The sequence below is a fragment of the Ciceribacter ferrooxidans genome (genome assembly GCF_004137355.1).
Classification (GTDB): domain Bacteria; phylum Pseudomonadota; class Alphaproteobacteria; order Rhizobiales; family Rhizobiaceae; genus Allorhizobium; species Allorhizobium ferrooxidans.
This window is the reverse complement of the sequence record NZ_SDVB01000170.1, coordinates 1-23,972: the sequence shown is the minus strand read 5'-3', so window position 1 is coordinate 23,972 and position 23,972 is coordinate 1. Positions and strand designations below refer to the sequence as shown.

General features: G+C 64.1%; 23 protein-coding genes. 12 read left to right on the top strand and 11 right to left on the bottom strand.

Translation table 11 applies throughout. The features are described 5' to 3' along the window. Positions 1–56 precede the first annotated feature (56 nt). From hspQ to EUU22_RS04425, 5 genes are all read right to left on the bottom strand, one after another. On the bottom strand, positions 57–386 hold the full coding sequence (gene hspQ, locus EUU22_RS04445; RefSeq protein WP_129330863.1) for a heat shock protein HspQ: 330 nt from the start codon (positions 384–386) through the stop codon (positions 57–59). Positions 387–495: 109 nt separating this feature from the next. After that, positions 496–1,416 carry a DMT family transporter gene (locus EUU22_RS04440; protein WP_129330862.1) on the bottom strand — a complete coding sequence of 307 codons (921 nt, stop codon included), beginning with the start codon at positions 1,414–1,416 and terminating at the stop codon, positions 496–498. A 231-nt stretch (positions 1,417–1,647) separates the two neighbouring features. After that, positions 1,648–3,057 carry a type I glutamate--ammonia ligase gene (glnA, locus tag EUU22_RS04435; protein WP_129330861.1) on the bottom strand — a complete coding sequence of 470 codons (1,410 nt, stop codon included), beginning with the start codon at positions 3,055–3,057 and terminating at the stop codon, positions 1,648–1,650. Positions 3,058–3,118: 61 nt separating this feature from the next. Continuing rightward, complete coding sequence (locus tag EUU22_RS04430; RefSeq protein WP_015916113.1) at positions 3,119–3,457, bottom strand: P-II family nitrogen regulator; 339 nt, start codon at positions 3,455–3,457, stop codon at positions 3,119–3,121. Positions 3,458–3,480: 23 nt separating this feature from the next. Next, positions 3,481–3,696: a hypothetical protein gene (locus tag EUU22_RS04425; RefSeq protein ID WP_129330860.1), complete on the bottom strand. Its 216-nt coding sequence runs from the start codon at positions 3,694–3,696 to the stop codon at positions 3,481–3,483. A gap of 107 nt (positions 3,697–3,803) precedes the next feature. On the opposite strand from EUU22_RS04425, the gene EUU22_RS04420 reads away from it, so the two are divergent. Beyond that, positions 3,804–5,285 (top strand): NAD(P)H-hydrate dehydratase, encoded by a 1,482-nt coding sequence (locus EUU22_RS04420; RefSeq protein ID WP_129330859.1) that lies wholly within the window; start codon positions 3,804–3,806, stop codon positions 5,283–5,285. A 71-nt stretch (positions 5,286–5,356) separates the two neighbouring features. Next, positions 5,357–6,253: an EamA family transporter gene (locus EUU22_RS04415; RefSeq protein WP_129330858.1), complete on the top strand. Its 897-nt coding sequence runs from the start codon at positions 5,357–5,359 to the stop codon at positions 6,251–6,253. Between the two features lie 42 nt (positions 6,254–6,295). Here the strand turns inward: EUU22_RS04415 and EUU22_RS04410 are convergent, their stop codons facing one another. From EUU22_RS04410 to uvrA, 4 genes are all read right to left on the bottom strand, one after another. Next, on the bottom strand, positions 6,296–7,948 hold the full coding sequence (locus tag EUU22_RS04410) for a Na/Pi cotransporter family protein (RefSeq protein ID WP_129330857.1): 1,653 nt from the start codon (positions 7,946–7,948) through the stop codon (positions 6,296–6,298). Positions 7,949–8,100: 152 nt separating this feature from the next. Next, positions 8,101–8,904 carry a DUF72 domain-containing protein gene (locus EUU22_RS04405; RefSeq protein ID WP_129330856.1) on the bottom strand — a complete coding sequence of 268 codons (804 nt, stop codon included), beginning with the start codon at positions 8,902–8,904 and terminating at the stop codon, positions 8,101–8,103. Between the two features lie 71 nt (positions 8,905–8,975). Then, on the bottom strand, positions 8,976–9,599 hold the full coding sequence (locus tag EUU22_RS04400) for a glutathione S-transferase family protein (RefSeq protein ID WP_129330855.1): 624 nt from the start codon (positions 9,597–9,599) through the stop codon (positions 8,976–8,978). Positions 9,600–9,602: 3 nt separating this feature from the next. After that, positions 9,603–12,524 (bottom strand): excinuclease ABC subunit UvrA, encoded by a 2,922-nt coding sequence (gene uvrA, locus EUU22_RS04395; RefSeq protein WP_129330854.1) that lies wholly within the window; start codon positions 12,522–12,524, stop codon positions 9,603–9,605. A 258-nt stretch (positions 12,525–12,782) separates the two neighbouring features. On the opposite strand from uvrA, the gene EUU22_RS04390 reads away from it, so the two are divergent. The 3 genes from EUU22_RS04390 (at position 12,783) to EUU22_RS04380 (ending at position 14,740) form a co-directional block, all read left to right on the top strand. Beyond that, positions 12,783–13,286, top strand: a complete 504-nt coding sequence (locus EUU22_RS04390) for a single-stranded DNA-binding protein (RefSeq protein WP_129330853.1) — start codon at positions 12,783–12,785, stop codon at positions 13,284–13,286. 65 nt (positions 13,287–13,351) lie between these two features. Further along, the gene (locus EUU22_RS04385; protein ID WP_112691744.1) at positions 13,352–13,606 is read left to right on the top strand and encodes a hypothetical protein; all 255 of its coding nucleotides are present in this window, start codon (positions 13,352–13,354) and stop codon (positions 13,604–13,606) included. 264 nt (positions 13,607–13,870) lie between these two features. After that, positions 13,871–14,740, top strand: coding sequence for an alpha/beta fold hydrolase (locus tag EUU22_RS04380; protein ID WP_165351092.1), 870 nt, complete (start codon positions 13,871–13,873; stop codon positions 14,738–14,740). Positions 14,741–14,770: 30 nt separating this feature from the next. Here EUU22_RS04380 and EUU22_RS04375 read toward each other — a convergent pair whose 3' ends face one another. After that, the gene (locus tag EUU22_RS04375; protein ID WP_129330851.1) at positions 14,771–15,400 is read right to left on the bottom strand and encodes a MarC family protein; all 630 of its coding nucleotides are present in this window, start codon (positions 15,398–15,400) and stop codon (positions 14,771–14,773) included. Positions 15,401–15,584: 184 nt separating this feature from the next. On the opposite strand from EUU22_RS04375, the gene gyrA reads away from it, so the two are divergent. After that, entirely contained in the window at positions 15,585–18,350 is a 2,766-nt protein-coding gene (gene gyrA / locus EUU22_RS04370; protein ID WP_129330850.1) for a DNA gyrase subunit A, read from the top strand. 221 nt (positions 18,351–18,571) lie between these two features. Here gyrA and EUU22_RS25950 read toward each other — a convergent pair whose 3' ends face one another. Continuing rightward, positions 18,572–18,706, bottom strand: a complete 135-nt coding sequence (locus EUU22_RS25950) for a hypothetical protein (protein WP_280956469.1) — start codon at positions 18,704–18,706, stop codon at positions 18,572–18,574. Positions 18,707–19,269: 563 nt separating this feature from the next. Here EUU22_RS25950 and coaD point away from each other — a divergent pair. The 6 genes from coaD (at position 19,270) to recX (ending at position 23,807) form a co-directional block, all read left to right on the top strand. Then, positions 19,270–19,764, top strand: a complete 495-nt coding sequence (coaD, locus tag EUU22_RS04365) for a pantetheine-phosphate adenylyltransferase (protein WP_129330849.1) — start codon at positions 19,270–19,272, stop codon at positions 19,762–19,764. A 28-nt stretch (positions 19,765–19,792) separates the two neighbouring features. Continuing rightward, on the top strand, positions 19,793–20,362 hold the full coding sequence (locus EUU22_RS04360) for a peptidylprolyl isomerase (RefSeq protein WP_129330848.1): 570 nt from the start codon (positions 19,793–19,795) through the stop codon (positions 20,360–20,362). Positions 20,363–20,402: 40 nt separating this feature from the next. Next, on the top strand, positions 20,403–20,912 hold the full coding sequence (locus EUU22_RS04355; protein ID WP_129330847.1) for a peptidylprolyl isomerase: 510 nt from the start codon (positions 20,403–20,405) through the stop codon (positions 20,910–20,912). A gap of 77 nt (positions 20,913–20,989) precedes the next feature. Further along, positions 20,990–22,072, top strand: a complete 1,083-nt coding sequence (gene queA, locus EUU22_RS04350) for a tRNA preQ1(34) S-adenosylmethionine ribosyltransferase-isomerase QueA (RefSeq protein ID WP_129330846.1) — start codon at positions 20,990–20,992, stop codon at positions 22,070–22,072. Between the two features lie 2 nt (positions 22,073–22,074). Next, positions 22,075–23,205 (top strand): tRNA guanosine(34) transglycosylase Tgt, encoded by a 1,131-nt coding sequence (gene tgt / locus EUU22_RS04345; RefSeq protein ID WP_129330845.1) that lies wholly within the window; start codon positions 22,075–22,077, stop codon positions 23,203–23,205. 44 nt (positions 23,206–23,249) lie between these two features. Further along, entirely contained in the window at positions 23,250–23,807 is a 558-nt protein-coding gene (gene recX, locus EUU22_RS04340) for a recombination regulator RecX (protein WP_129330844.1), read from the top strand. The last annotated feature ends 165 nt before the right edge of the window (positions 23,808–23,972 follow it).

The window sequence follows — 23,972 nt, the reverse complement described above, 5'->3', positions numbered from 1 at the left end:
AAGGCCCGGTCTCCCGGGCCTTTTTTCGTTCGTATCGCCGTGCGGCTGACGATGATCTAGTGGGCGAAGTTGACCCGCGGCTTGTAACGGCCCGCCTGCTCCATCACGAAGATCTGGTTCACTTGTGGATTGCGCAGCGGAATGTCGCTGTCGTCGTGTTCCAGGTTCTGCTCCGAAACATAGGCGACGTATTCCGTCTCCTCGTTCTCCGCGAGCAGGTGATAGAAGGGCTGGTCCCTGTTCGGCCGGACCTCGGCCGGTATCGAGTTCCACCATTCTTCCGAATTCGCAAACTCCGGATCCACATCAAAAACGACGCCCCGGAACGGAAAGAACTTGTGGCGGACGACTTCCCCGATGCCAAATTTTGCGTTGCTCTGTTTCATGGCGTGAACATCCTTTCCCCCAAGAAATTGGGGTTGAGGACATCGATAATCAAGGGTTTAGGGTGAAAACCGTTCAATGTGCGACAAAACCGTGTCGCGCATCGCTTAGTCAGGGCCGGCGCCTGACCGGTGCCGTCGCAAGCATCAGTCCGCCCGTCACCAGCACGATGCCGATCGCGTGATAGGTTTCGAAGCGCTCGCCGAGCAGGATGACCGCCATGATGATCGAGGTCGGCGGCATCAGGTAGAGCGTGACGCCGGCCATCGCCGGACCGAAGACGCGCACCGCATGCTGGAAGCAATAGAAGGCGGCGAGCGAGGCGAAGGCGATGATCCCGGCAAGCTTCGTCCAGTCGCTCGCACTGTCGGGCAGGAGCCCGCCCGTCGCCACCTCGTAGAGGGCAGGCGGCAGGAGCACGATGGCGCCGGAAAACGCCAGAAGGCCGAAGAGTGGCAGCGGCGGCATCGCCGCGACGTCCGGGTGCCGCAGCAAGAGCGAGTAGAGCGCGAAGGCGATCGCCGCGACGAGAATGCCGAGGTCGCCGATATTGAAGGTGAAACTCTTCGCCGCCGACCAGTCCCCCTTGAGCACGATGATGGCGACGCCGGAAAAGGCGATCGCCATGCCGAGCAGTTCGCCCGGACGGATGCGGCGCCCCTGCAGCAGCCATTGCAAGAGGATGATGAACAGCGACGAGGTGGTGTAGATCAGCGTTGCGTTGGAGGCGGTCGTGAGCGTCAGCGCCCAGTAGACGAAACCGCCGCAGATACCCATGCCGAGAAAGCCGAGCACCAGCCAGATCGTCGTGTGGCTCCGCACGAAGGCAAGGCAGGTCCGCCGCTCGGCATAGACGAAGGGAAAGATGACGATCGCCGAGCCGATCCAGCGCAGGAAGGCAGTGGTGAAGGGGGCGATCTCGCCGGTGATGCCGCGGCCGAAGATGAGGTTGCTGGAGAAGAAGACCGGCGCCAGGAAATAGAGAAGCCAGTCGAGCGCTCGCGGTTGCGCGGCCTTGCTGCGGTCAGTCATCGGAACTCCGGAGAAGAACGGAAGGCGGTGCGCCGGTGGCGCGGGCAGGCGAGTCTCGAGCAGGAAGCCTATCGCGCCCTGCGTGAGGAGGAAAGGTGATTTCGCGTGCCATAATCCTGAAGTGAGATATCAGGAAAAAGGCACTTCAATCTGAATCAAAAAGAAAAACCGGCGACGCGTGGCGTCGCCGGCTTGTCCGTCCACCAGCCCGAGGGCCGGAGGAAACCCGGATCAGACCGAGTAGTACATGTCGTATTCGACCGGATGCGGGGTCATTTCGAAACGCATGACCTCCTGCATCTTCAGCTCGATGAACGAGTCGATCTGGTCGTCGTCGAAGACGCCGCCGGCGGTCAGGAACTTGCGGTCCTTGTCGAGCGATTCGAGTGCCTCGCGCAGCGAGCCGCACACCGTCGGGATCTTCTTCAGCTCCTTCGGCGGCAGGTCGTAGAGGTCCTTGTCCATTGCCTTGCCGGGATGGATCTTGTTCTTGATCCCGTCGAGGCCGGCCATCAGCATCGCCGCGAAGGCGAGATACGGGTTGGCGGTCGGGTCGGGGAAGCGGATCTCGACGCGCTTGGCCTTCGGGTTGGAGCCGAACGGAATGCGGCAGGAAGCCGAACGGTTGCGCGCCGAGTAGGCGAGCAGAACCGGTGCCTCATAGCCAGGGACCAGACGCTTGTAGGAGTTGGTCGACGGGTTGGTGAAGGCGTTGATCGCCTTCGCGTGCTTGATGATGCCGCCGATGTAGTAGAGGCAGGTTTCGGAAAGACCGGCGTATTCGTCGCCGGCGAAGGTCGGCTTGCCGTCCTTCCAGATCGACATGTGGACGTGCATGCCCGAGCCGTTGTCGCCGAAGATCGGCTTCGGCATGAAGGTCGCGGTCTTGCCGTAGGCATTGGCGACCTGGTGAACGACATACTTGTAGATCTGCATCTTGTCGGCGTTGCGCACCAGCGCGTCGAACTTGACGCCGAGCTCATGCTGGGCAGCCGCGACCTCATGGTGATGCTTTTCGACGGTGACGCCCATTTCGGCGAGCACGGTCAGCATTTCGGAACGCATGTCCTGCAGGCTGTCGACCGGCGGAACCGGGAAATAGCCGCCCTTGACGCGCGGACGGTGGCCGAGGTTGCCGGTCTCGTAGTCGGTGTCGTCGTTCGACGGAAGTTCCGACGAGTCGAGCTTGAAGCCGGTGTTGTAGGGATCGGCCTTGTACTTCACATCGTCGAAGACGAAGAATTCCGCTTCCGGACCGACGAAGATCGTGTCGCCGATGCCCGAGGCCTTGAGGTAGGCTTCCGCCTTCTTGGCGGTGCCGCGCGGGTCGCGGTTATAGGCTTCGCCCGAAATGGGATCGAGGATGTCGCACATGATGACCATGGTCGACTGTGCGAAGAACGGGTCCATGTGAACGGTCGCCGGATCGGGCATCAGAACCATGTCGGACTCGTTGATCGCCTTCCAGCCGGCGATCGAGGAACCGTCGAACATGACGCCGTCGGCGAACATGTCCTCATCGACGCAGCAGACGTCCATCGTGACGTGCTGCAATTTGCCCTTCGGGTCGGTAAAGCGCAGGTCGACGAACTTGACGTCGTTATCCTTGATTTGCTTCAGAATGTCGTTTGCGGTCGTCATTATCGAATTCCTTGGGTGAGATGACGATAGACTGGTCCGCCTCCGGAAGAGGACGGATGTTTTAGATGGCGTCGACGCCGGTTTCGCCGGTACGGATGCGGACGACTTCCTCCACATTCGAAACGAAGATCTTTCCATCGCCGATCCGGCCCGTCTGGGCGGCGTTGCGGATCGCGTCGATGACGGCTTCCACGTTTTCGTCCGCCAGGACAACCTCGACCTTCACCTTGGGCAGGAAATCCACGACGTATTCCGCCCCCCGGTAAAGCTCGGTATGTCCCTTCTGGCGACCGAACCCCTTGGCCTCCGTGACGGTGATGCCTTGCAAGCCGACTTCCTGAAGGGCTTCCTTCACTTCGTCGAGCTTGAACGGCTTTATGATCGCTTCGATCTTTTTCATGAGAAAATTTCTCTCCGCTTCTCTCATTGCAGCAGGATGATCCCACTCGCCCATATTGATGCACGTGCCGTGCCAGTTGGCGACAGGTTTTTCAAAAAAATGCCCTGTTTTTTGAGGCGAAAGGGCAAATCGGGCGCATTTCCGGAGAAAACGGTTACGAAATTCGAGCAAAAATGCCGCAGGAGGGCGAAATCGACCGATTTTTCGACGGAATTCGCAAATGCCGGATATGCCTGCAAAGCGGGCGTTTCGTGATTACAAAATAGGCAAATGCATTCTGTTTGTTCATTCGTGCTGTGGCCGTGATGCCTGTTGTCTTTCCAAGCGGAATGCGTTCAATGGCGGTATGGCAAAGGGACGCGACAACTGGCTGCTGACGCCGTCGGCGATGGGAGAGGTGGACGCTGCGGCTGCGGCGTCGGGCATTGATTCCTTCGGCCTGATGGAGAAGGCGGGGCAGGCGGTCGCCGCCGCCGTCCTCAGGCTCTTTCCCGGTGGAGAACGCTTCGTCGTCCTGTGCGGTCCCGGCAACAACGGCGGCGACGGCTATGTCGCGGCGCGCGCCCTGCGGGCGGCTGGCGCTGCGGTCGCCGTTTTTCATCTGGGCGATCCGGCGAAGCTCAAGGGGGATGCCGCAACGGCCCGCTCGCATTGCCCGATCCCTGGAGAACCGCTCGAAACCTGGCGCCCGGCTGAGGGCGACGTGATCGTCGATGCGATCTTCGGGGCAGGGCTCGCCCGCGCGGTGCCGCCCGTCGTCGCCGACGTCGTGCGGCGGGTCGATGAGGCCGGCCTGCCGGTTGTTGCCGTCGACTTGCCTTCGGGGATAGATGGGCGCACCGGCGCCGTCATGGGGGCCGCCTTCCGGGCGCACCACACCGTCACCTTCATGACCCGCAAGCCGGGCCATCTCCTGCTTCCCGGCCGGCTCTATTGCGGCACGGTCGAAACCTTCGACATCGGCATCCCGTTCCGCCTCGTCGAGGCCAAGGACGAGCGCCTCTTCGTCAACGGCCCGCAGGAGTGGCGGACGTCCATGCCCACGGCCGATGCCGCCGCCCACAAGTTCCGCCGCGGCCATCTCACCGTCTTTTCGGGACCGGCCACCGCGACGGGCGCCGCACGGCTCGCCGCCGCCGCGGGTCTGAGGGCAGGGGCGGGGCTCGTCACCGTCGTCTCGCCAACGGAAGCGGCGGCGGCCAACGCTGCCCACCTGACCGCCGTGATGCTGAAAGCGGTCGACACCGAGAGCGACCTCGCCGACTACCTTCGCGACGAGCGGCGCGCCACCTTCGTCCTCGGACCCGGTTTCGGCGTGGGCCCGAAGGCCCGCGCCTTCGTCGCCGCGCTCGCCGCCGCCTGCCGGCACCTCGTCCTCGACGCCGACGGCATCAGCGCCTTCGCGGAGGACCCGAAGGCGCTCTTCTCAGCCTTTGCGGATGGAGCGCCACGTCTGGTGCTGACGCCGCACGAGGGCGAGTTCGCGAGGCTCTTCCCCGATCTCGCCGCCGATCCGGCGCTGAGCAAGGTCGACCGGGCAAGGCAGGCCGCCGCGCGCGCCAACGCGGCCGTCGTCTACAAGGGCGCCGACAGCGTGATCGCCGCGGCGGACGGCCGCGCCGTCATCAACGAGAATGCTCCCGCCTCTCTCGCCACCGCCGGATCGGGCGATGTGCTCGCCGGCATCATCGGCGGGCTTCTGGCGCAGGGCGTGCCGGCCTTCGAGGCGGCGGCGGCCGGTGTCTGGCTGCATGGAGAGGCGGCATGCCGGGCCGGCGCGAGCCTCACCGCGGAGACCCTCATCAACCATATCGATCGCTGGCATTAGCAGAATACGTTTTTCGCAAGCGCGGGCGAGGGTGTATCGATCGTCCACCAGCACGCCGGAGATTCGCCCCCATGTCGCCCCTTCACATCCTGATGCTCGTCCTCGTCGCCGCCGTCTGGGGCTTCAATTTCGTGGTCATCAAGCTCGGCCTCGACAATTTCCCGCCGCTTCTCTTTTCCGCGCTCCGCTTCCTTTTTGCCGCCGTGCCGCTCGCCTTCTTCATCCGCCGGCCGGATGTGCCGTGGCGGCTGATCCTCGGCATCGGCCTGATGCTCGGCGTGGTGAAGTTCTCCTTCCTCTTCATCGGCATGAATGTCGGCGCACCGCCCGGCCTAGCCTCGCTGCTCCTGCAGTCGCAGGCCTTCTTCACCGTCCTGCTCGCCTTTCTCCTTTACGGTGACCGGCCGCGGCCGCTGCAGGTTGCCGGCATGATCCTCGCCTTTTCCGGAGTCGCGCTCATCGCCAGCTCGATCGATGGTACGTTCACCGTCGCGGGCCTCGTGCTCGTTCTTGCCGCCGCTGTCGCCTGGGCCTGCTCGAACATGCTGATGAAGAAGGTCGGCAAGGTTCAGATGCTGAACCTGATGGTCTGGGTGAGCCTCGTGCCGCCGATCCCACTTTTCATCATCTCCGCTCTCTTCGAGGGCTGGGACCGCGACCTGCAGGCATTGGCGAACCTCAACCTCGAAGGGGCAGGGGCGGTACTCTTCGTCGCTTATGGTGCGACCGTCTTCGGTTTCGCGGTTTGGGGAGCGATGATCAGCCGTTACGGGGTTTCGACCGTCGCGCCGTTCTCGCTGCTCGTCCCGGTCTTCGGCATGTCGTCGGCAGCCCTGGTGCTCGGCGAGGATTTCGGGCCGCTGCGGGTGATGGCCGCCGCGCTCATCGTCCTCGGTCTGGTGATGAACGTCTTCAATCCGCGCTGGCTCGCCCGCAAGGCGCCGGCCGGCGAGGCCGCCGGCTCTTGAGCGACTGGTGATCCGAGAAGAAGACGGAAGCGGTTTCGCCCGTCAGAGCAGGCGGCTCCGCCGCAGCATGCCCTCGTCCTCAAGCAGCGGATAGCCGATCGAGGCGACCAGCGAATTGATCTCCTTGAGGTCCCGCATGGTGTCGATATGCAGCGAGCTCGATTCGAAGCTTGCGATATTGCCATCGCGCAGCCGCTGCAGGTGCCGCTCCTCGCTCTGGCGCACGAGGTTGCGCACAACCTCCTTGCGGGCGACGAGCTGGCGGGCATATTCGACATCGCGGTCGACCAGCAGGTTGAAGGCGAGGCGCGCGTTCTTGACCACTTCGTTGTGCATCGCTTTCAGCTCGCTCCAGCCCTCGTCGGAGAAGGCGACCTTGCGATCGTGCTTCTTGCGCGCTCTCGTCGCCATGTTCTGGGCGATGATGTCCGCCGCCTGCTCCACCTTGATCGCAGCGCTCAGCAGGTTCTGCGACTGCGCCGCCGACTCCTCGTCGAGCGCGCTTTCGGAAATCCGCGCGAGATAGAACTTGATGTCGCGATGGGTGCGGTCGATCTCGTCGTCGAGCGCCTCGAGGCGCTGCAGCTTCTTCGGATCGAAGGTCTCGTAGAGCTCGAAGATGCGGTTCAGCATCACCTCGGTCTTGTCGCAGACGCTCAGCACCTCGCGGGTGGCGTTGGCGATCGCCTGTTTCGGGTTGGCGAGGTCGGTCGGGTTGAGCGCCGAGAGACGCTCTTCCGGTCCCTCCGCCTCGGCGGCGACCGGCTTCGTCAGCAGGCGTTCGAGCAGGCGGGCCACGATGCCGGCAAACGGCAGGCCGAGGAGAAGCACCGCGCCGTTGAGCGCTAGGTGCACCATCACGACGGCGTCGCCGGGGTGGCTCGCGAAAAGCTCCGAAGGCACCACGAAGACGAGCTGGACGGCGAGTGCGGCAAGCGTGCCGAGCCCGCGGATGACGACATTGCCGAGCGGCACGACGCGGGCGGCGCTTTCGGCGTTCTTGGTGAGCATCGCGCCGATCACCGCCGCGCCGAAATTCGCGCCGAGCACCATCGGAATGATCAGCACCGGCGGCAGCAGCCCGCGGTCCGCCAGCGAGGCGAAGAGCAGGATCGTCGCGACGCTGGAATGGAAGGCCCAGGCGAGGAGCGCCGAAAGAAGGAAGGCGGTGATCCAGTCCCGCGAGAGATAGTTGATGAGGAGCGGCAGGATCTGGCTGGTGCGCAGCGGGTCGGAGGCCTCGCCGATCAGCCTGAGCGAAAGGAGCAGCAGGCCGAGCCCGAAGAAGATGCGGCCCGCCTGTCGCCAGCCACGGGTTTCCGAGGCGCGGAATGCCACGGTGCCCATCAGCAGCAGGATCGGGATCAGGAGCGACAGGTCGTGACGCAGGATGCGCACGACGAAGGCCGAACCGAAATCGGCGCCGAGCAGGGTGGCGATGCCGATCCCCGACGAGACATAGCCGCCGGCGACGAAGGAGGCGACGATCAGCGCGACGGCGGTCGCGCTCTGTAGTGCCACGGCCAGCGCAAAGCCTGCGACGCCGGCGGTGACCCGGTTGCCGACGGCGAGCCGCAGCTTGTCTTTCAGCACATGGCCGTAGGCGCGTTCGATGCCGGTGCGCACCATGCGCGTCGCCCACAGGAGAAGCGCGACGGCGCCGGCGAGATTGATGAAGACGACGATGCCCGACATGAGGAACCCGGAAGGCGTTGTGAGGGGAAGCGGCCGCTCCGGGCCGCAGCCGGAAAGCCTCCGCTATTTCCGGCCCCGATGAGGTCGGCAACACGACGGACCATATCCCAGATTCGCCGGCGTCACAATTTTGTCATATGACAGTTTCGGCTTCAGGAAACCGCCGCCTGCAGCACCCTTGCGCCGTTCGGCGCATTGACCTTGCCACCGGTAATGAAGAAGGCGAAGACGTCCCGCGGCTTCTTCGCCACGGTCTCCTCTTCGGCAATTTTCGGCAGGTCGTCCGGCATCGCTCCGGCGGCGTAGCGCTTTAGCCGGCCGGCCCAGGCCTCGACTTCCTTTTCCGGATAGCAGGTGGGGATGTCGTCCTCTCCCTTCTGCAGCCGCGCATAGACGAAATCGGCCGTCGGATCGGCGAACATCGGATAGTCGTGATGATCGGCGCAGACCGCCGCGACCTCGTATTTCTTCAAGAGCGCTATGAATTCCGGTACCTGGAACGAGGCGTGTCGTGGCTCGACCACATGCCGCAACGCGATCCCGTCCTGGCTCTTCGGCAGCAGCGCCAGAAAGGCCTCGAAATCCTCCGGTTCGAACTTCTTCGTTCCCATGAACTGCCAGAGGATTGGCCCGAGATGCGCGCCGAGTTCGGTGATCCCCTGGGTCAGGAATTTTTCGACGGACGGCCCCGCCTCGGCGAGCACCTTGCGGTTGGTGCAGAAACGGCTCGCCTTCAGCGAAAAGACGAAATTCTCCGGCACGTCCGACGCCCATTTGGCGAAGGTCTCCGGCTTCTGGCTGGAGTAGTAGGTGCCGTTGACCTCGATCGCCATCAGCTCGCGGCTCGCATATTCGAGCTGCCTCTTCTTCGGCAGCTTCTCCGGATAGAAGGTGCCTTCCCACGGATCGAAGGTCCAGCCGCCGATGCCGGTGCGGATTGTGCCTGACTGGGTCATCCTCTCTCCTCCTTCGCGGTCAGGGCCAAGGCCCTTTCGCGTTGCTCATTGTCGGTGCCGCGCGACCGTTCTCATGCCGGCGGGATGAATGGCTGGGAAATCGTCTTGAAAACCGGCAGGGTTTCGAGGCGCTCGCCGTGCGCGGCAAGTGCCGGCACCTCGGACGCCGATATGAAGCCCGGATGGGAGTCTCCGATGTGGCGCAGCGCGCAGGCGACCGCGATATCGGCGTGCGTGATCCTGTCGCCGAACCAGAACGGCGTCGGCCGGCCGGCGCGATCGGCCTCGAGTGCGTTCAGTGTCGCGCGCATCTGCGACCGGCAGCGGTCCATCCAGACCTCCGCCGGCACCTTGTGCAGCACGAGTTCGTAGAACAGGCTCACGCCCTTGTCCGCAAATCCCGTCGCCAGCGCCATCACCTTCAAGGCATGCCGGCGTTCGCCCGGTGCCGGCCAGAGGCGGTCGGCCTCGGGAACGAGGCTGTCGACATGGTCGAGAATGGTGACGCTGTCGACCAGCACGGTCCCGTCGTCCAGCACCATCGTCGGCACCCGCATCAGCGGATTGAGCGCCTGGATCTTCTCGCCGTCGCCGAAAACCGACCAGGGCCGATGCTCGAACGGAAGACGGTAGAGCGTCAGCGCGATGCCGACGCGGCGAACGAAAGAGGAGTCATACTGCCCGATCAGGATCATCTTTCACTCCGCCGCCTGCACCTTGCGCATCGGCCGCCGCTCCAGCAGTTCCTTGAGGAACTGGCCGGTATAGGAGCGCTCGGCCTCGACGATCTGTTCCGGCGTGCCGGTCGCGACGATCTCGCCGCCGCCGTCGCCGCCCTCGGGACCGAAATCGATCACCCAGTCGGCCGTCTTGATGACCTCGAGATTGTGCTCGATCACCACCACCGAATTGCCCTGCCTGACGAGCTCGTGCAGCATTTCGAGGAGCTTTGCCACGTCGTGGAAGTGCAGCCCGGTCGTCGGCTCGTCGAGGATGTAGAGCGTGCGCCCGGTGGAACGTTTCGACAATTCCTTGGCGAGCTTGACGCGCTGCGCCTCGCCGCCGGAGAGCGTGTTCGCCTGCTGACCGACCTTGATATAGCCGAGGCCGACGTCGAAGAGCGACTGCAGCTTGTCGCGCACCGCGGGCACCGCGGAGAAGAATTCGACGCCCTCCTCGACCGTCATGTCGAGCACGTCGGCGATCGACTTGCCCTTGAAGGTGACGTCGAGCGTCTCGCGATTGTAGCGCTTGCCGTGGCAGACGTCGCAGGTCACGTAGACGTCCGGCAGGAAGTGCATCTCGATCTTGATCACCCCGTCGCCCTGGCAGGCTTCGCAGCGGCCGCCCTTGACGTTGAAGGAGAAGCGGCCCGGCTGGTAGCCGCGCGCCTTCGCCTCCGGCAGGCCGGCATACCAGTCGCGGATCGGCGTGAAGGCGCCGGTATAGGTCGCCGGGTTAGAGCGCGGCGTGCGACCGATCGGCGACTGGTCGATGTCGATCACCTTGTCGATGAACTCGAAGCCGTCGATGCGGTCGTGCTCGGCGGGGTTCTCGCGCGCGCCCATGATGCGGCGTGCCGCCGCCTTGTAGAGCGTCTCGATGAGGAAGGTCGACTTGCCGCCGCCGGAAACGCCGGTGACGGCGGTGAACACGCCGAGCGGAATGCTTGCGGTGACGTTTTTCAGATTGTTGCCGCGCGCGCCGATCACCTTGATCTGCTGGCCCTTCCTCGGCTTGCGGCGTTCGGCGGGAACCGCAACGCCGAGCTCGCCGGAGAGGTATTTGCCCGTCAGCGAATTCGGATTGGCCATGATCTCGGCGGGAACGCCCTGCGCCACCACCTCGCCGCCGTGGATGCCGGCGGCCGGGCCGATGTCGACGACGTAGTCGGCGGAAAGGATCGCGTCCTCGTCATGCTCGACCACGATCACCGTATTGCCGATGTCGCGCAGGTGCTTCAGCGTCTCGATGAGGCGGGCGTTGTCGCGCTGGTGCAGGCCGATCGACGGCTCGTCCAGCACATAGAGCACGCCGGTCAGCCCCGAGCCGATCTGCGAGGCGAGCCGGATGCGCTGGCTCTCGCCGCCCGAAAGCGTGCCGGAATTGCGCGACATCGAGAGATAGTCGAGCCCGACATCATTCAGGAAGCGCAGCCGCTCGCGGATCTCCTTGAGGATGCGCACGGCAATCTCGTTCTGCTTGTCGCTGAGCTTCGCCGGCAGCGTCTCGAACCAGGCACCGGCGACGCGGATCGACATGCCGGTCACTTCCCCGATGTGCAGGCCATTGATCTTGACGGCAAGCGCCTCCGGCTTCAGCCGGTAGCCGGCGCAGGCCGGGCAGGGGGCCGCCGACATGAACCGCTCGATTTCCTCACGCGCCCAGGCGCTATCGGTCTCCTTCCAGCGCCGTTCGAGGTTCGGAACGATCCCCTCGAAGGTCTTGGTCGTCGTATAGGCCCGCGCCCCGTCGGCATAGTGGAACTCGATCTTCTCTTCCGTGCCGTGCAGGATCGCGCGCTGCGCCTCCTCGCTCAAATCCGACCAGCGGTTCGACAGCTTGAACCCAAAAACCTTGCCGAGGGATTCGAGCGTCTGGTTGTAGTAGGGGGACGACGACTTCGCCCAGGGCGCGATTGCGCCGTCGTTCAACCGCCGCTGTACCTCCGGCACGATCAGCGCCTCGTCGATCTTCTGCTGCGAGCCGAGCCCATCGCAGGTCGGGCAAGCGCCGAAAGGATTGTTGAAGGAAAAGAGCCGCGGCTCGATCTCCGGAATGGTGAAGCCGGAGACCGGGCAGGCGAATTTTTCGGAAAACATCACGCGCTCGTGCGTCTCGTTGAGCGACTTGTTGGCCGATCCGCCCGCCGCCGTTTCTGAAGCCGGCAGCGGCTTATCGGCGAACTCGGCGATCGCCAGCCCGTCGGCGAGCTTCAGGCAGGTCTCCAGGCTGTCTGCCAGACGCGTGCCGATGTCCGGGCGCACCACCACACGGTCGACCACCACGTCGATGTCGTGCTTGTACTTCTTGTCGAGCGCCGGCGCCTCGGCGATCTCGTAGAACTGCCCGTCGATCTTCACCCGCTGGAAGCCGCGCTTCATCAGGTCGGCGAGCTCCTTCTTGTACTCGCCCTTGCGGCCGCGGATCATCGGCGCAAGGATATAGAGGCGCGAACCCTCCTCGAAGGCGAGGATGCGGTCGACCATCTGGGAGACCGTCTGGCTCTCGATCGGCAGGCCCGTGGCCGGCGAATAGGGAACGCCGACGCGTGCGAAGAGCAGGCGCATGTAGTCGTAGATCTCGGTGACCGTGCCGACGGTGGAGCGCGGATTGCGCGAGGTCGTCTTCTGCTCGATCGAAATCGCCGGCGAAAGCCCGTCGATCTGGTCGACATCCGGCTTCTGCATCATCTCGAGGAACTGCCGGGCGTAGGCCGAGAGGCTCTCGACGTAGCGGCGCTGCCCCTCGGCATAAATGGTGTCGAAGGCGAGCGACGACTTGCCCGAACCGGAAAGCCCGGTCATCACGATCAGGCTGTTGCGTGGCAGGTCGAGATCGATGCCCTTCAGGTTGTGCTCGCGGGCGCCGCGGATGGAAATGGTCTTCAGTTCACTCATGGACAAGGCTCGCTTGGAGAAGGACAGTCCTTATTTAGTCATCACTGTGCCTCTGTCGAGGCGCAACAGGACGTCACGGGTCACATTTCGAGTCGGTTGACAGGATCATAGACAATCACTAGAACAAATAAAGAACATTTTTCGCTGTGGATTAACGGTTAAGACTTTCCATCGGGGCCGGCGATTGGTTTAAGGTGGCGGAAATCGACAAATGCGGGCGCGGCCGGTCCGGCGCCCTCTCTTCCCAAGGTGTGTGTTATGGCTGGTAGCGTAAACAAGGTAATTCTGATCGGGAATCTCGGCGCGGATCCGGAAATCCGCCGGACCCAGGACGGCCGTCCTATCGCCAACCTGCGCATTGCGACGTCCGAATCCTGGCGCGACCGCAACACCGGCGAACGCAAGGAAAAGACCGAGTGGCACACCGTGGTGATCTTCAACGAAGGTCTCTGCAAGGTCGCCGAACAGTACCTGAAGAAGGGCTCGACGGTCTATGTCGAGGGCCAGCTGCAAACCCGCAAGTGGCAGGACCAGAGCGGCAACGACCGCTATTCGACCGAAGTCGTCCTGCAGGGCTTCAATTCCAACCTGACCATGCTCGGCGGTCGCGGCGAGGGCGGCGGCGCCTCGCGTGGCGGCAACGACTTCGGCGGCGGCTACGGCGACGATTACAACCAGCCGTCCCGTGCGCCGGCCCGCACCGGCAACCAGGGCGGCGGCGGCAATTTCTCGCGCGATCTCGACGACGACATCCCGTTCTGATTCAGGGACCACCGTCCGGCCGGGCGCGCGCCATATCTTCTCGTTGATCCGAAAGGGGGCTTTCGATGGGAGAGACGAAAACGGATACCGGACCCGCGACCTGGCGCATCGTGCTCGCGGCGCTGCTCGATTTCTTCACCGCCTTTTTCGTGCTCGGCTTTCTGGTTGCCTCGGTGACCGGCGGCCGCACGGAGGGCGGTTTTCAGTTGAATGGCCTGCCGGCCTTCGTTCTGTTCGCGCTGATCGTCGCCTATTTCGTCGTGTTCAACCGCTATCTCGGCGGCACGATCTGGAAACGCATCCTGAAAGCGCAGCGCTGAGCTGAGCTTCCGCGGGCTGCTCGCGTCGCGCCTCACATCTTGTCCTCCTCCGGCAGGATCGGTATTGCTGCCGGCGGCGATCCTCGCCTCACAAGGCTCCGGGAGAAAGTCCATGCGCCTGATCCGTTAGCGACCTTGACCATGAAAACCATTGCACGTCGCCGCCGGCCTTTTGCCGAGCTGCGCTCGTGTGTTTTCCTGAATCAACGTCCGGTTCCCGGCGCCCGACACGGCGCGGCGAACCGCACTACCGGATACATCATCATGGAAGAACTGGATTACGGCCGCGCCGAGCGCGGCATCATTCGCTCGGGTATCTTCGAGCTCGGCTACGCGATCGAAGGGCAGGGGCTCCCGGTGCTGGTCATCGGCAGCAGCCTTTACTACGCGCGGACCTTCTCGCCCGGACTTCGCCGTTCGGTCCGCCTCCACTTCGTCGATCACAGATGCTTCGCCCGCCCGGTCCGGCCGGCGGAGGCGAGCGACTTTGCCTTCGACCGGATCATCGACGACATCGAACTGGCGCGGCAGTCCTTCAGGCTGGAGCGCTTCGCCGTTCTCGGGCATTCGGGCCATGGCTACATGGCGCTCGAATATGCGCGCCGGTTTCCCGATCGCGTATCCCACGTCGTCCTCGCCGGCACCGGCCCGAACCAGGGGGCCGATCTCGCAGAGTGGGCGGAACGCCGCTGGGCGGCGGAAGCCTCGGCCGCGCGCAAGCTGATCTTCGACCGCGAGATGGCGAAACTCGCCGGTGACATCGCCGCCCATCCGCACGAGCGCTTCAAGCATCTGCTGATCCGGCTCGGCGCCCGCAGCTGGTTCGACGCAGGCTTCGACGCACGTCCGCTATGGGACGGCGTCTGGATCAACGACATCGGCTTCGATCATCTGTGGGGCGAGGTGTTCCGTGACATCGACATGCACGCACTCGCGCGCGGCGTCACGGCGCCGGTGCTCCTCACCCTCGGGCGCTTCGACTACCTCATCGCGCCGCCCGCGGCATGGGAGCCGTTCCGGGGCGATTTCGCCCGGTTGACGATCGAGATGTTCGAGCGCAGCGGGCACACGATGCAGTTGGAGGAGAGCGATCGTTTCGACGCGGCGCTCCTCGATTTCCTGCACCGCAACTGAGGGGCAGACGCCGGCGGAAACGCCGGCGTCTCACCCGGCGAAGGCCGACTTCACCCCGTCGACAACGAACTGCACCGAGAGCGCCGAAAGCAGCACACCGAGCAGGCGGGTCAGCAGCGCCCGGCCGGTGACGCCGAGAAAGCGGTTGAGGCCTTCCGCCAGCATCAGCGCCAGGAAGACGAGTGCCATTGAGACGGCGATAACGCCGATCAGCCCGACGCGGCCGGCGATGCCGTCCATCGTGCCGGCGATCAGCACCGTCGCCGAGATCGCACCGGGTCCGGCGATCAGCGGGATCGCCAGCGGAAAGACGGCGAGATGGTGGATGTGGTCGCGGGTGATGGCGTCGTCTTTTGTCTTTTCCTTCCGCTCGTTGCGCTTCTCAAAGATCATCTCGAAGGCGATCGCAAACAGCATCAGGCCGCCGGCGATCCGGAAGGAGCCCATCGAGATGCCGAGGACGCCGAGGATGCCCGAGCCGAAGACGGCGAAAACGGCAAGGATTCCAAAGGCGATGAGCGAGCCGCGGACGGCGACCTGGCGACGCTGCGCGCCGGTCATGCCCTGGGTGAGGCCGAGAAAGAGCGGCGCGAGCCCCGGCGGATCGAGCGTCACCAGCAGCGTGGTGAATGCCGTTATCAGTGCGTCTGTCGGTGCCATCGTGTCTGCCTCTCCTGCGATTTCGCGGACAGTAGCACCGACAGCCTCGAATTTGTCTAGGTATTTGATCGTCCTGCCTTTCCAGCGCCGCAAAAGCTGTTCAAAACCTGCTGCGAAATTGGCGCTACGGCGCCCTTTCGGCTATAAGCTAGACAGTGATTCCGAACAGAGATCGTGACCAGATTTGACTGAGCAAAGCACTCCCGGCGGCGGCAAGTCCCCGTCCGACATCGAGCCGATTTCCATCATTGAGGAAATGCAGCGGTCGTATCTCGACTACGCCATGAGCGTAATCGTCAGCCGCGCGCTTCCCGACGTCCGCGACGGCCTGAAGCCGGTGCATCGCCGCATTCTCTACGGCATGTCCGAGCTCGGCATCGACTGGAACAAGAAGTACGTCAAGTGCGCCCGCGTGACGGGTGACGTCATGGGTAAGTATCACCCCCATGGCAACGCCGCGATCTATGACGCGCTGGCGCGCATGGCCCAGGACTGGTCGCTGCGCCTGCCGCTCATCGACGGCCAGGGCAATTTCGGTTCGATCGACGGCGACCCGCCGGCGGCCGAACGCTATACGGAGTGCCGCCTGCAAAAGGCCGCCCATTCGCTGCTCGACGACCTCGACAAGGAGACGGTCGACTTCCGCGACAACTACGACGGCACGCTCTCCGAACCGGTCGTCGTTCCGGCGAAGTTCCCGAACCTGCTCGTCAACGGCGCGGGCGGCATCGCCGTCGGCATGGCGACCAACATTCCGCCGCACAATCTCGGCGAAGTCATCGACGGCTGCATCGCCCTCATCGACAATCCGGCGATCGATCTGCCCGAACTCATGCAGATCATTCCGGGCCCGGATTTCCCGACCGGCGCGATGATCCTCGGACGCTCGGGCATCAAGTCGGCCTATGAGACCGGCCGTGGCTCGGTCATCATGCGCGGCGTGGCGAAGATCGAACCGATGCGCGGCGACCGCGAGCAGATCATCATCACCGAGGTTCCCTATCAGGTGAACAAGGCGACGATGATCGAGAAGATGGCCGAGCTGGTGCGCGAGAAGCGCATCGAGGGCATCTCCGATCTGCGCGACGAGTCCGACCGCGAAGGCTACCGCGTCGTCATCGAACTGAAGCGCGATGCCAATGCCGACGTCATTTTGAACCAGCTCTACCGCTACACGCCGCTGCAGACCTCCTTCGGCTGCAACATGGTGGCGCTGAACGGCGGCAAGCCGGAACAGATGGCGCTTCTCGACATGCTGCGGGCCTTCGTCTCTTTCCGCGAGGAGGTCGTCAGCCGGCGAACGAAGTACCTGCTGCGCAAGGCGCGCGAACGCGCCCATGTCTTGGTCGGTCTCGCCATCGCCGTCGCCAACATCGACGAGGTCATCAACCTCATTCGCCGTGCGCCCGATCCGCAGACGGCCCGTGAACAGTTGATGGAACGCCGCTGGCCGGCCCACGACGTCGAGGCGCTGATCCGCCTGATCGACGATCCGCGCCACCGTATCAACGAAGACCTGACCTACAACCTCTCGGAAGAGCAGGCCCGCGCGATCCTCGAACTGCGTTTGGCGCGCCTCACTGCGCTCGGCCGCGACGAGATCGACGAGGAGCTGAACAAGATCGGTGCCGAGATCGCCGACTATCTCGAAATCCTCTCCTCGCGCCTGCGCATCCAGGACATCGTCAAGGCGGAACTCGCCGCCGTCCGCGACGAGTTCGGCACGCCGCGCCGCACCGAGATCGTCGAAGGCGGTCCGGACATGGACGACGAGGACCTGATCGCCCGCGAGGACATGGTCGTCACCGTCAGCCATGCGGGCTACATCAAGCGCGTGCCGCTCGCCACCTACCGCGCCCAGCGGCGCGGCGGCAAGGGCCGGTCCGGCATGGCCATGAAGGACGAGGATTTCGCGACCCGTCTTTTCGTCGCCAACACCCATACGCCGGTGCTGTTCTTCTCCTCGCGCGGCATCGTCTACAAGGAGAAGGTCTGGCGTCTGCCGATCGGCACGCCGACCTCGCGCGGCAAGGCACTGATCAATATGCTGCCGCTGGAACCCGGCGAACGCATCACCACGATCATGCCGTTGCCGGAAGACGAGACGACCTGGGAAAACCTGGACGTCATGTTCTCGACGACCCGAGGCACGGTGCGCCGCAACAAGCTTTCGGACTTCGTCCAGGTCAACCGCAACGGCAAGATCGCGATGAAGCTCGACGAGGATGGTGACGAGATCCTCTCCGTCGAGACCTGCACCGATCGCGACGACGTGCTGCTCACCACCGCGCTCGGCCAGGCGATCCGCTTCCCGGTCGACGAGGTTCGCGTCTTCGCCGGCCGCAACTCGATCGGCGTGCGCGGCATCACGCTCGCCGACGGCGACCGCCTGATCTCCATGACCATCCTCGGCCATGTCGATGCCGATGCCGCCCAGCGCGCAGCCTATCTCAAGCGTTCGGCCGCCGAACGGCGCGCCAGCGGGGTGGACGAAGAGGACATCGCGCTCGTCGGCGAGGAGGTGGGCGAACTCGCCGACCTCTCCGAAGAGCTCTACCAGGAGCTCAAGGCCCGCGAGCAGTTCGTGCTCACGGTCTCGGAAAAGGGATTCGGCAAGCGTTCGTCCTCCTACGACTTCCGCACCTCGGGCCGTGGCGGCAAGGGCATCCGCGCCACCGACACCTCGAAGACGGCGGAGATCGGCGAACTGGTCGCCGCCTTCCCGGTCGAGGACAACGACCAGCTGATGCTGGTCTCCGACGGCGGCCAGCTGATCCGCGTGCCGGTCGACGGCATCCGTATCGCGAGCCGCGCCACCAAGGGTGTCACGATCTTCTCCACCGCGAAGGACGAAAAGGTCGTCTCGGTCGAGCGGATCAGCGAGCCCGAAGGCGAGGCGGATGTCGAGGGTGTCGCGGAAGAGGCTCCCGGCGAGGGCGACACCGAGTAAGGAATGACAGTTTGGCCGTCGGAGCGATCCGGCGGCCAAGTCGTTCGGACGAGCAGCGCCTTTCGCGCAAGCACCACGTGAAAAGAGCCTCGCGCCGGGAGCGGCGGAGGCTCGAATTTCTGGTCGGGGGCCGGTGGGGTGAGACGCCTCTGGTGGCCGCAGCAGGTGTGGATCCCCGCGGCGAGCGTCGACCCCTGGAGGTCTGGGCGGCCCGGCAGCAGCTAGAAGGCCTTGTGCCTTTCCATCAGCAGCTTGTAATCCTCGCTCTCGCGCCGCAGGGCCGAAACGGTCGAGGTCACCGAGGCGACGAACATTCCGCAGATCAGGGCTGCGAGTACGGTGAGCGTCGTGAACATCTACATCCTCCTCGTCAAATTATCCCGCTGCGGCTGCACCTGAAGTGAAAGATCAGTGCCCGAAGGTATGGTAGCTCGCCGTCATCGGCGGTCCATAGAACTTGGCGTCATTCTTCTCGTTCATGTAGAACGTGACGGAGGTCGCAAGCATTGCCGTCATGGTCGCCATCCAAACCAAGTTGATAAGGGTCACTTTATCAGGCATGGTCTTTGTCCTTTCTGGTATTGCCGCATTGCGCAAAGAATGTTCTGCCCATGGCATTGTTCCTCTGCATTGTGAAAATCTGATATCAAGGTCAGCCTGAAGCCCGCCTTAATGGCTTGTTCATCTGGCGTTCATCTTTCTGCCCGGCCTTGTGCGACGCAGCATCGGTCGCAGGCGATACTCCAAAAGTGGCCGGCAGGGAAGTGGGGTGCCCGCGCGAAATGCCCCGTCCGGACGGGGTTTCGGCCGTTTCGCTGACCTTCTTTGGTTCGTGTCGCGCCGGGTGCTTGCCGGCCAAGTCCCTTGCGATTTCCGGCCGTCCGTGACAAAAGGCTCCAAACAAAGAATCCGGGACGCCATGACCATCGCCTTCTATCCAGGATCATTCGATCCCATGACCAACGGGCATCTGGACGTGCTCGTTCAGTCCCTGAATGTCGTGTCGAAAGTGATCGTCGGCATCGGCATTCATCCCGGCAAGGCGCCGATGTTCAGCTACGACGAGCGCGCGGAACTGATCCGCCTCTCGCTCGCCGAAGCGATGCCCGGGCGGGTGGGCGACATCTCCGTCGTTTCCTTCGACAATCTCGCGGTCGATGCGGCCCGCCGCCACGGCGCCAAGCTCCTCGTGCGCGGGCTCCGCGACGGCACCGATCTCGACTACGAGATGCAGATGGCCGGCATGAACTACCAGATGGCGCCGGACCTGCAGACGATCTTCCTGCCGGCCGGCACCGCCTCGCGGCCCATAACGGCCACATTGGTTCGTCAGATCGCGTCCATGGGCGGAGACGTCAGCGCCTTCGTGCCGGCCTCGGTCCTCACGGCCCTCAAATCCAGGCTCAAGTCCTGACCTGTTAGCGAAACACTACGGAGCCACCATGAAGCTGCTTCATCTTGCCTTTGCCGCAACGCTCGCGGTTGCCGGACTGTTCGGTACGGCCAACGCGCAGTCGAACGAGAATATCCTCACGATCCAGTTGAAGGACGGGCCGGTTGTCATTGAATTGCTTCCGCAAGTCGCTCCGAAGCATGTCGAGCGCATGAAGGAGCTCGCCGGCAAGGGCGAGTATGACAACGTCGCCTTCCACCGGGTGATCGACGGCTTCATGGCACAGACCGGCGACGTGGAATTCGGCGATCTCAAGGACGGTTACGATCCGGCCCGCGCCGGCACCGGCGGCTCCAAGCTGCCCGACCTTCCGGCTGAATTCTCCAACATCCCGTTCGAGCGCGGCACGATCGGCATGGCGCGCGCCCAGGACCCGAACTCGGCGAATTCGCAGTTCTTCATCATGTTCGCCGACGGCGGCTTCCTCAACGGCCAGTACACGGTCGTCGGCAAGGTCGTGGCCGGCATGGAATATGTCGACAAGATCAAGCGCGGCGAGGGCGCCAACGGCGAAGTCAGCGATCCCGACGCGATGCTCAAGGTCACGGTCGGCAGGTAATCTTAAAACGGGCATCCGTGCCCCCGAGAGGAGTAAGTCTATGGCCGAGATCAAGGATCCGGAAAACACCATCATCATGGAAACGACGAAGGGCAAGGTCGTGATCGCGCTGAAGCCCGACGTCGCGCCCGGCCACGTCGCCCGCATCAAGGAACTGACGCGGGAAGGGGCCTATGACGGCGTCGTCTTCCACCGCGTGATCGAGGACTTCATGGCGCAGACCGGCGACGTGCAGTACGGCAAGCAGGGCGGCCCGAGCTTCAATCCGGCCCGCGCCGGCATGGGCGGCTCCGACAAGCCGGACCTCAAGGCCGAGTTTTCCGCCACGCCGCACGTGCGCGGCACCTGCTCGATGGCCCGCTCGCAGAACCCGAACTCCGCCAACTCGCAGTTCTTCATCTGCTTCACCGACGCCCCTTGGCTCAACAAGCAGTATTCCGTCTGGGGCGAAGTCGTCGAAGGCATGGAGATCATCGACCAGATCAAGCGCGGCGAACCGGTGCGCGATCCGGATTCGATCGTCTCGATGAAGGTCGCCGCCGACGCCTGAGCGAGAGCCGCTTTCAGAGCCCGCCCGGCGTCCATGACGCCCGGGCGGGTTTCGCGTTTTCCCGAAGCCGAGACACCATGCGCGTAGACCTTTTCGATTTCGACCTGCCGGACGAGCGCATTGCGCTGAGGCCCGTGAGCCCGCGTGACAGCGCCCGCATGCTCGTCGTCAGGCCCGATCGCGAGCCGGTGCTCGAGGATCGCCACGTCTTCGACCTGCCGTCCTTCCTCTCGCCCGGCGATGCGCTCGTCTTCAACGACACCAAGGTCATTCCCGCCCAGCTCGAAGGCAAGCGGTTGCGCGAAGGAGGGCAGGAGACGCCGGTCTCGGCGACGCTGCACATGCGGATCGGGCCGGAGCGCTGGAAGGCCTTTGCCCGCCCCGGCAAGCGCATCAAGGTCGGCGACCGCATCGAATTCGGCCATTCCGGCAATGCCTGCCTGCTCGGAACCCTCGGCGCCGTGGTCGAGGAGAAGGGCGAGGCGGGCGAGGTGACGCTGCGCTTTGATTTTTCCGGGCCGGCGCTCGACGAGGCGATCATGACGGTCGGGCACATCCCGTTGCCGCCCTATATCGCCTCCAAGCGCGGCGAGGACGAGAAGGACCGCACCGACTACCAGACCGTCTACGCCCGCAAGGAGGGCGCCGTCGCCGCCCCGACCGCCGGGCTTCATTTCACGCCGGCGCTCTTCGAGGCGCTCGACAGGGCCGGCATCGAGCGCCATTTCGTGACACTCCATGTCGGTGCCGGCACCTTCCTGCCGGTCAAGGCCGACGACACCGACGACCACAAGATGCATCTGGAGACCGGCCATGTCAGCGCCGAAACGGCGGCGCGGCTCAACGCCGTGAAGGCGAGGGGCGGGCGCATCGTCTGCGTCGGCACCACCTCGCTGCGGCTGATCGAGAGCGCGGCAAACGCCTCCGGTCAGATCGAGCCGTGGTCCGGCGCAACCGGCATCTTCATCACGCCGGGCTATCGCTTCAGGGCGGTGGACGTGCTGATGACCAACTTCCACCTGCCGAAATCCACGCTCTTCATGCTGGTTTCGGCCTTTGCCGGCCTCGACACCATGCGTGCGGCCTATGCCCATGCGATCGAATCCGGCTATCGCTTCTATTCCTACGGCGACGCCAGCCTTCTCTTCCGGAAATCCTGACCATGCACGAGAAATTCGAGTTCAAGCTCAAGGCCACCAGCGGCAAGGCGCGTCTCGGCGAGATTTCGATGCCGCGCGGCGTCATCCGCACGCCGGCCTTCATGCCGGTCGGCACCGTCGGCACGGTCAAGGCGATGTATCTCGACCAGGTGCGCGAGCTCGGCGCCGACATCATTCTCGGCAATACCTATCACCTGATGCTGCGGCCGGGGCCGGAGCGCGTCGCGCGCCTCGGCGGCCTTCACGAGCTCATCCGCTGGCCGCACCCGATCCTCACCGATAGCGGCGGTTTCCAGGTCATGTCGCTCTCCGGCCTCAGAAAGCTCGACGAGAAGGGCGTTACCTTCAAGAGCCATGTCGACGGATCGACCCATCACATGTCGCCCGAGCGCTCCATCGAGATCCAGGGGCTTCTCGACAGCGACATCCAGATGCAGCTCGACGAATGCGTGGCGCTTCCCGCGGAGCCGAAGGAAATCGAACGCGCCATGGAAATGTCGCTGCGCTGGGCCGAGCGCTGCCGCATCGCTTTCGGCGAGCAGCCCGGCAAGGCGATGTTCGGCATCGTGCAGGGCGGGGACATCCCGGACCTGCGCATCCGCTCTGCGGAAGGATTGAAACAGCTCGACCTCAAGGGCTATGCGGTCGGCGGGCTGGCCGTCGGCGAGCCGCAGGCGGTGATGCTCGACATGCTCGACATCACGCTGCCGGTTCTTCCCAGCGAAAAGCCGCGTTACCTGATGGGGGTCGGCACGCCCGACGACATCCTGAAATCGGTCGCCCTCGGCGTCGACATGTTCGACTGCGTGATGCCGACCCGCTCCGGCCGCCACGGGCTGGCGTTTACCCGCCGCGGCAAGGTCAATATCCGCAACGCCCGCCACGCGGAGGACATGCGTCCGCTCGACGAGCAATCGAACTGCCCGGCAAGCCGCGATTATTCGCGCGCCTATCTCCACCATCTCGTGCGCTCGAACGAGGCGCTCGGCGGCATGCTGCTCTCGTGGAACAATCTCGCTTACTATCAGGAGCTCATGCAGGGTATCCGCAAGTCGATCGAGGAAGGCCGTTTTGCCGACTTCATGGCCGAGACGCAGGAAATGTGGGCCAAAGGCGATGTCGAGGCCGCATAGGTGTATATCGTGAATCGCCGATAAGCGATATTGGGGCAGGGGTCATGGACGAGGGCGAAATCGAGGGGCCGACGCCGCGCATGCTCGCCTGGGCCCGCAACTCTGCGGCCTACCGGCTCTCTCGCAAGATGATGACCGAGCGCGAGCTTTCCGACGCCGTCTCGCGCAAGGCGCGGCAGAAGTTCGACGAGATCAGCGAGGCGCAGGTGCAGACGCTCGCGGCCGCCGCTATCGAATTCGGCCGACAGGTGCGGGCGCTCGACGATGTGTCCTATGCCGAGATCAAGGCGCGATCTTCCGCGAGGAGCGGCAAGTCGAAACGCGCGATCGCCCGCAGGCTCGTCGACAAGGGCATCGACCGGGAGACCGTCGCAGAAGCTCTGGCGGAGGCCGACGATCTGCCGGCCGCACTGATCTTCGCCCGCAAGCGTGGCTTCGGTCCGTTCCGCCGTAGCGAAGGCGACGAGAAGCGCGAGGCACGGGAATTCTCCGCATTCGCCCGCAACGGCTTCGGCTTCGAGATCACGCGCAAGGTCATGGCCATGGAGCGCGACGAGGCGGAGGCGATCCTGGCGGATCAGGCGACACTCGGCTCCCTGTGAGAGCATTGCCGAAACGTCGAGAGGCGACATCGCGGCACGTCATTCTGGAAGTCACCCGGCTACATGCAATGTGGCGGCCAGATTGAAATGTCCGTTCCGGCGCAAAGTTGAAATGTCACTTTGGGCTGCCGCACGGCACGCCGACCAGCCCCGATCTGACCGGCT

Coding starts and splice junctions, on each gene's coding strand:
- hspQ (WP_129330863.1), bottom strand. CDS start 386: ATGAAACAGAGCAACGCAAAATTTGGCATCGGGGAAGTCGTCCGCCAC.
- EUU22_RS25950 (WP_280956469.1), bottom strand. CDS start 18,706: ATGTTCACGACGCTCACCGTACTCGCAGCCCTGATCTGCGGAATGTTC.
- coaD (WP_129330849.1), top strand. CDS start 19,270: ATGACCATCGCCTTCTATCCAGGATCATTCGATCCCATGACCAACGGG.
- EUU22_RS04385 (WP_112691744.1), top strand. CDS start 13,352: ATGGGAGAGACGAAAACGGATACCGGACCCGCGACCTGGCGCATCGTG.
- EUU22_RS04375 (WP_129330851.1), bottom strand. CDS start 15,400: ATGGCACCGACAGACGCACTGATAACGGCATTCACCACGCTGCTGGTG.
- EUU22_RS04420 (WP_129330859.1), top strand. CDS start 3,804: ATGGCAAAGGGACGCGACAACTGGCTGCTGACGCCGTCGGCGATGGGA.
- tgt (WP_129330845.1), top strand. CDS start 22,075: ATGCACGAGAAATTCGAGTTCAAGCTCAAGGCCACCAGCGGCAAGGCG.
- EUU22_RS04380 (WP_165351092.1), top strand. CDS start 13,871: ATGGAAGAACTGGATTACGGCCGCGCCGAGCGCGGCATCATTCGCTCG.
- EUU22_RS04390 (WP_129330853.1), top strand. CDS start 12,783: ATGGCTGGTAGCGTAAACAAGGTAATTCTGATCGGGAATCTCGGCGCG.
- EUU22_RS04405 (WP_129330856.1), bottom strand. CDS start 8,904: ATGACCCAGTCAGGCACAATCCGCACCGGCATCGGCGGCTGGACCTTC.
- EUU22_RS04410 (WP_129330857.1), bottom strand. CDS start 7,948: ATGTCGGGCATCGTCGTCTTCATCAATCTCGCCGGCGCCGTCGCGCTT.
- uvrA (WP_129330854.1), bottom strand. CDS start 12,524: ATGAGTGAACTGAAGACCATTTCCATCCGCGGCGCCCGCGAGCACAAC.
- EUU22_RS04415 (WP_129330858.1), top strand. CDS start 5,357: ATGTCGCCCCTTCACATCCTGATGCTCGTCCTCGTCGCCGCCGTCTGG.
- EUU22_RS04440 (WP_129330862.1), bottom strand. CDS start 1,416: ATGACTGACCGCAGCAAGGCCGCGCAACCGCGAGCGCTCGACTGGCTT.
- glnA (WP_129330861.1), bottom strand. CDS start 3,057: ATGACGACCGCAAACGACATTCTGAAGCAAATCAAGGATAACGACGTC.
- recX (WP_129330844.1), top strand. CDS start 23,250: ATGGACGAGGGCGAAATCGAGGGGCCGACGCCGCGCATGCTCGCCTGG.
- queA (WP_129330846.1), top strand. CDS start 20,990: ATGCGCGTAGACCTTTTCGATTTCGACCTGCCGGACGAGCGCATTGCG.
- EUU22_RS04430 (WP_015916113.1), bottom strand. CDS start 3,457: ATGAAAAAGATCGAAGCGATCATAAAGCCGTTCAAGCTCGACGAAGTG.
- EUU22_RS04355 (WP_129330847.1), top strand. CDS start 20,403: ATGGCCGAGATCAAGGATCCGGAAAACACCATCATCATGGAAACGACG.
- EUU22_RS04400 (WP_129330855.1), bottom strand. CDS start 9,599: ATGATCCTGATCGGGCAGTATGACTCCTCTTTCGTTCGCCGCGTCGGC.
- EUU22_RS04360 (WP_129330848.1), top strand. CDS start 19,793: ATGAAGCTGCTTCATCTTGCCTTTGCCGCAACGCTCGCGGTTGCCGGA.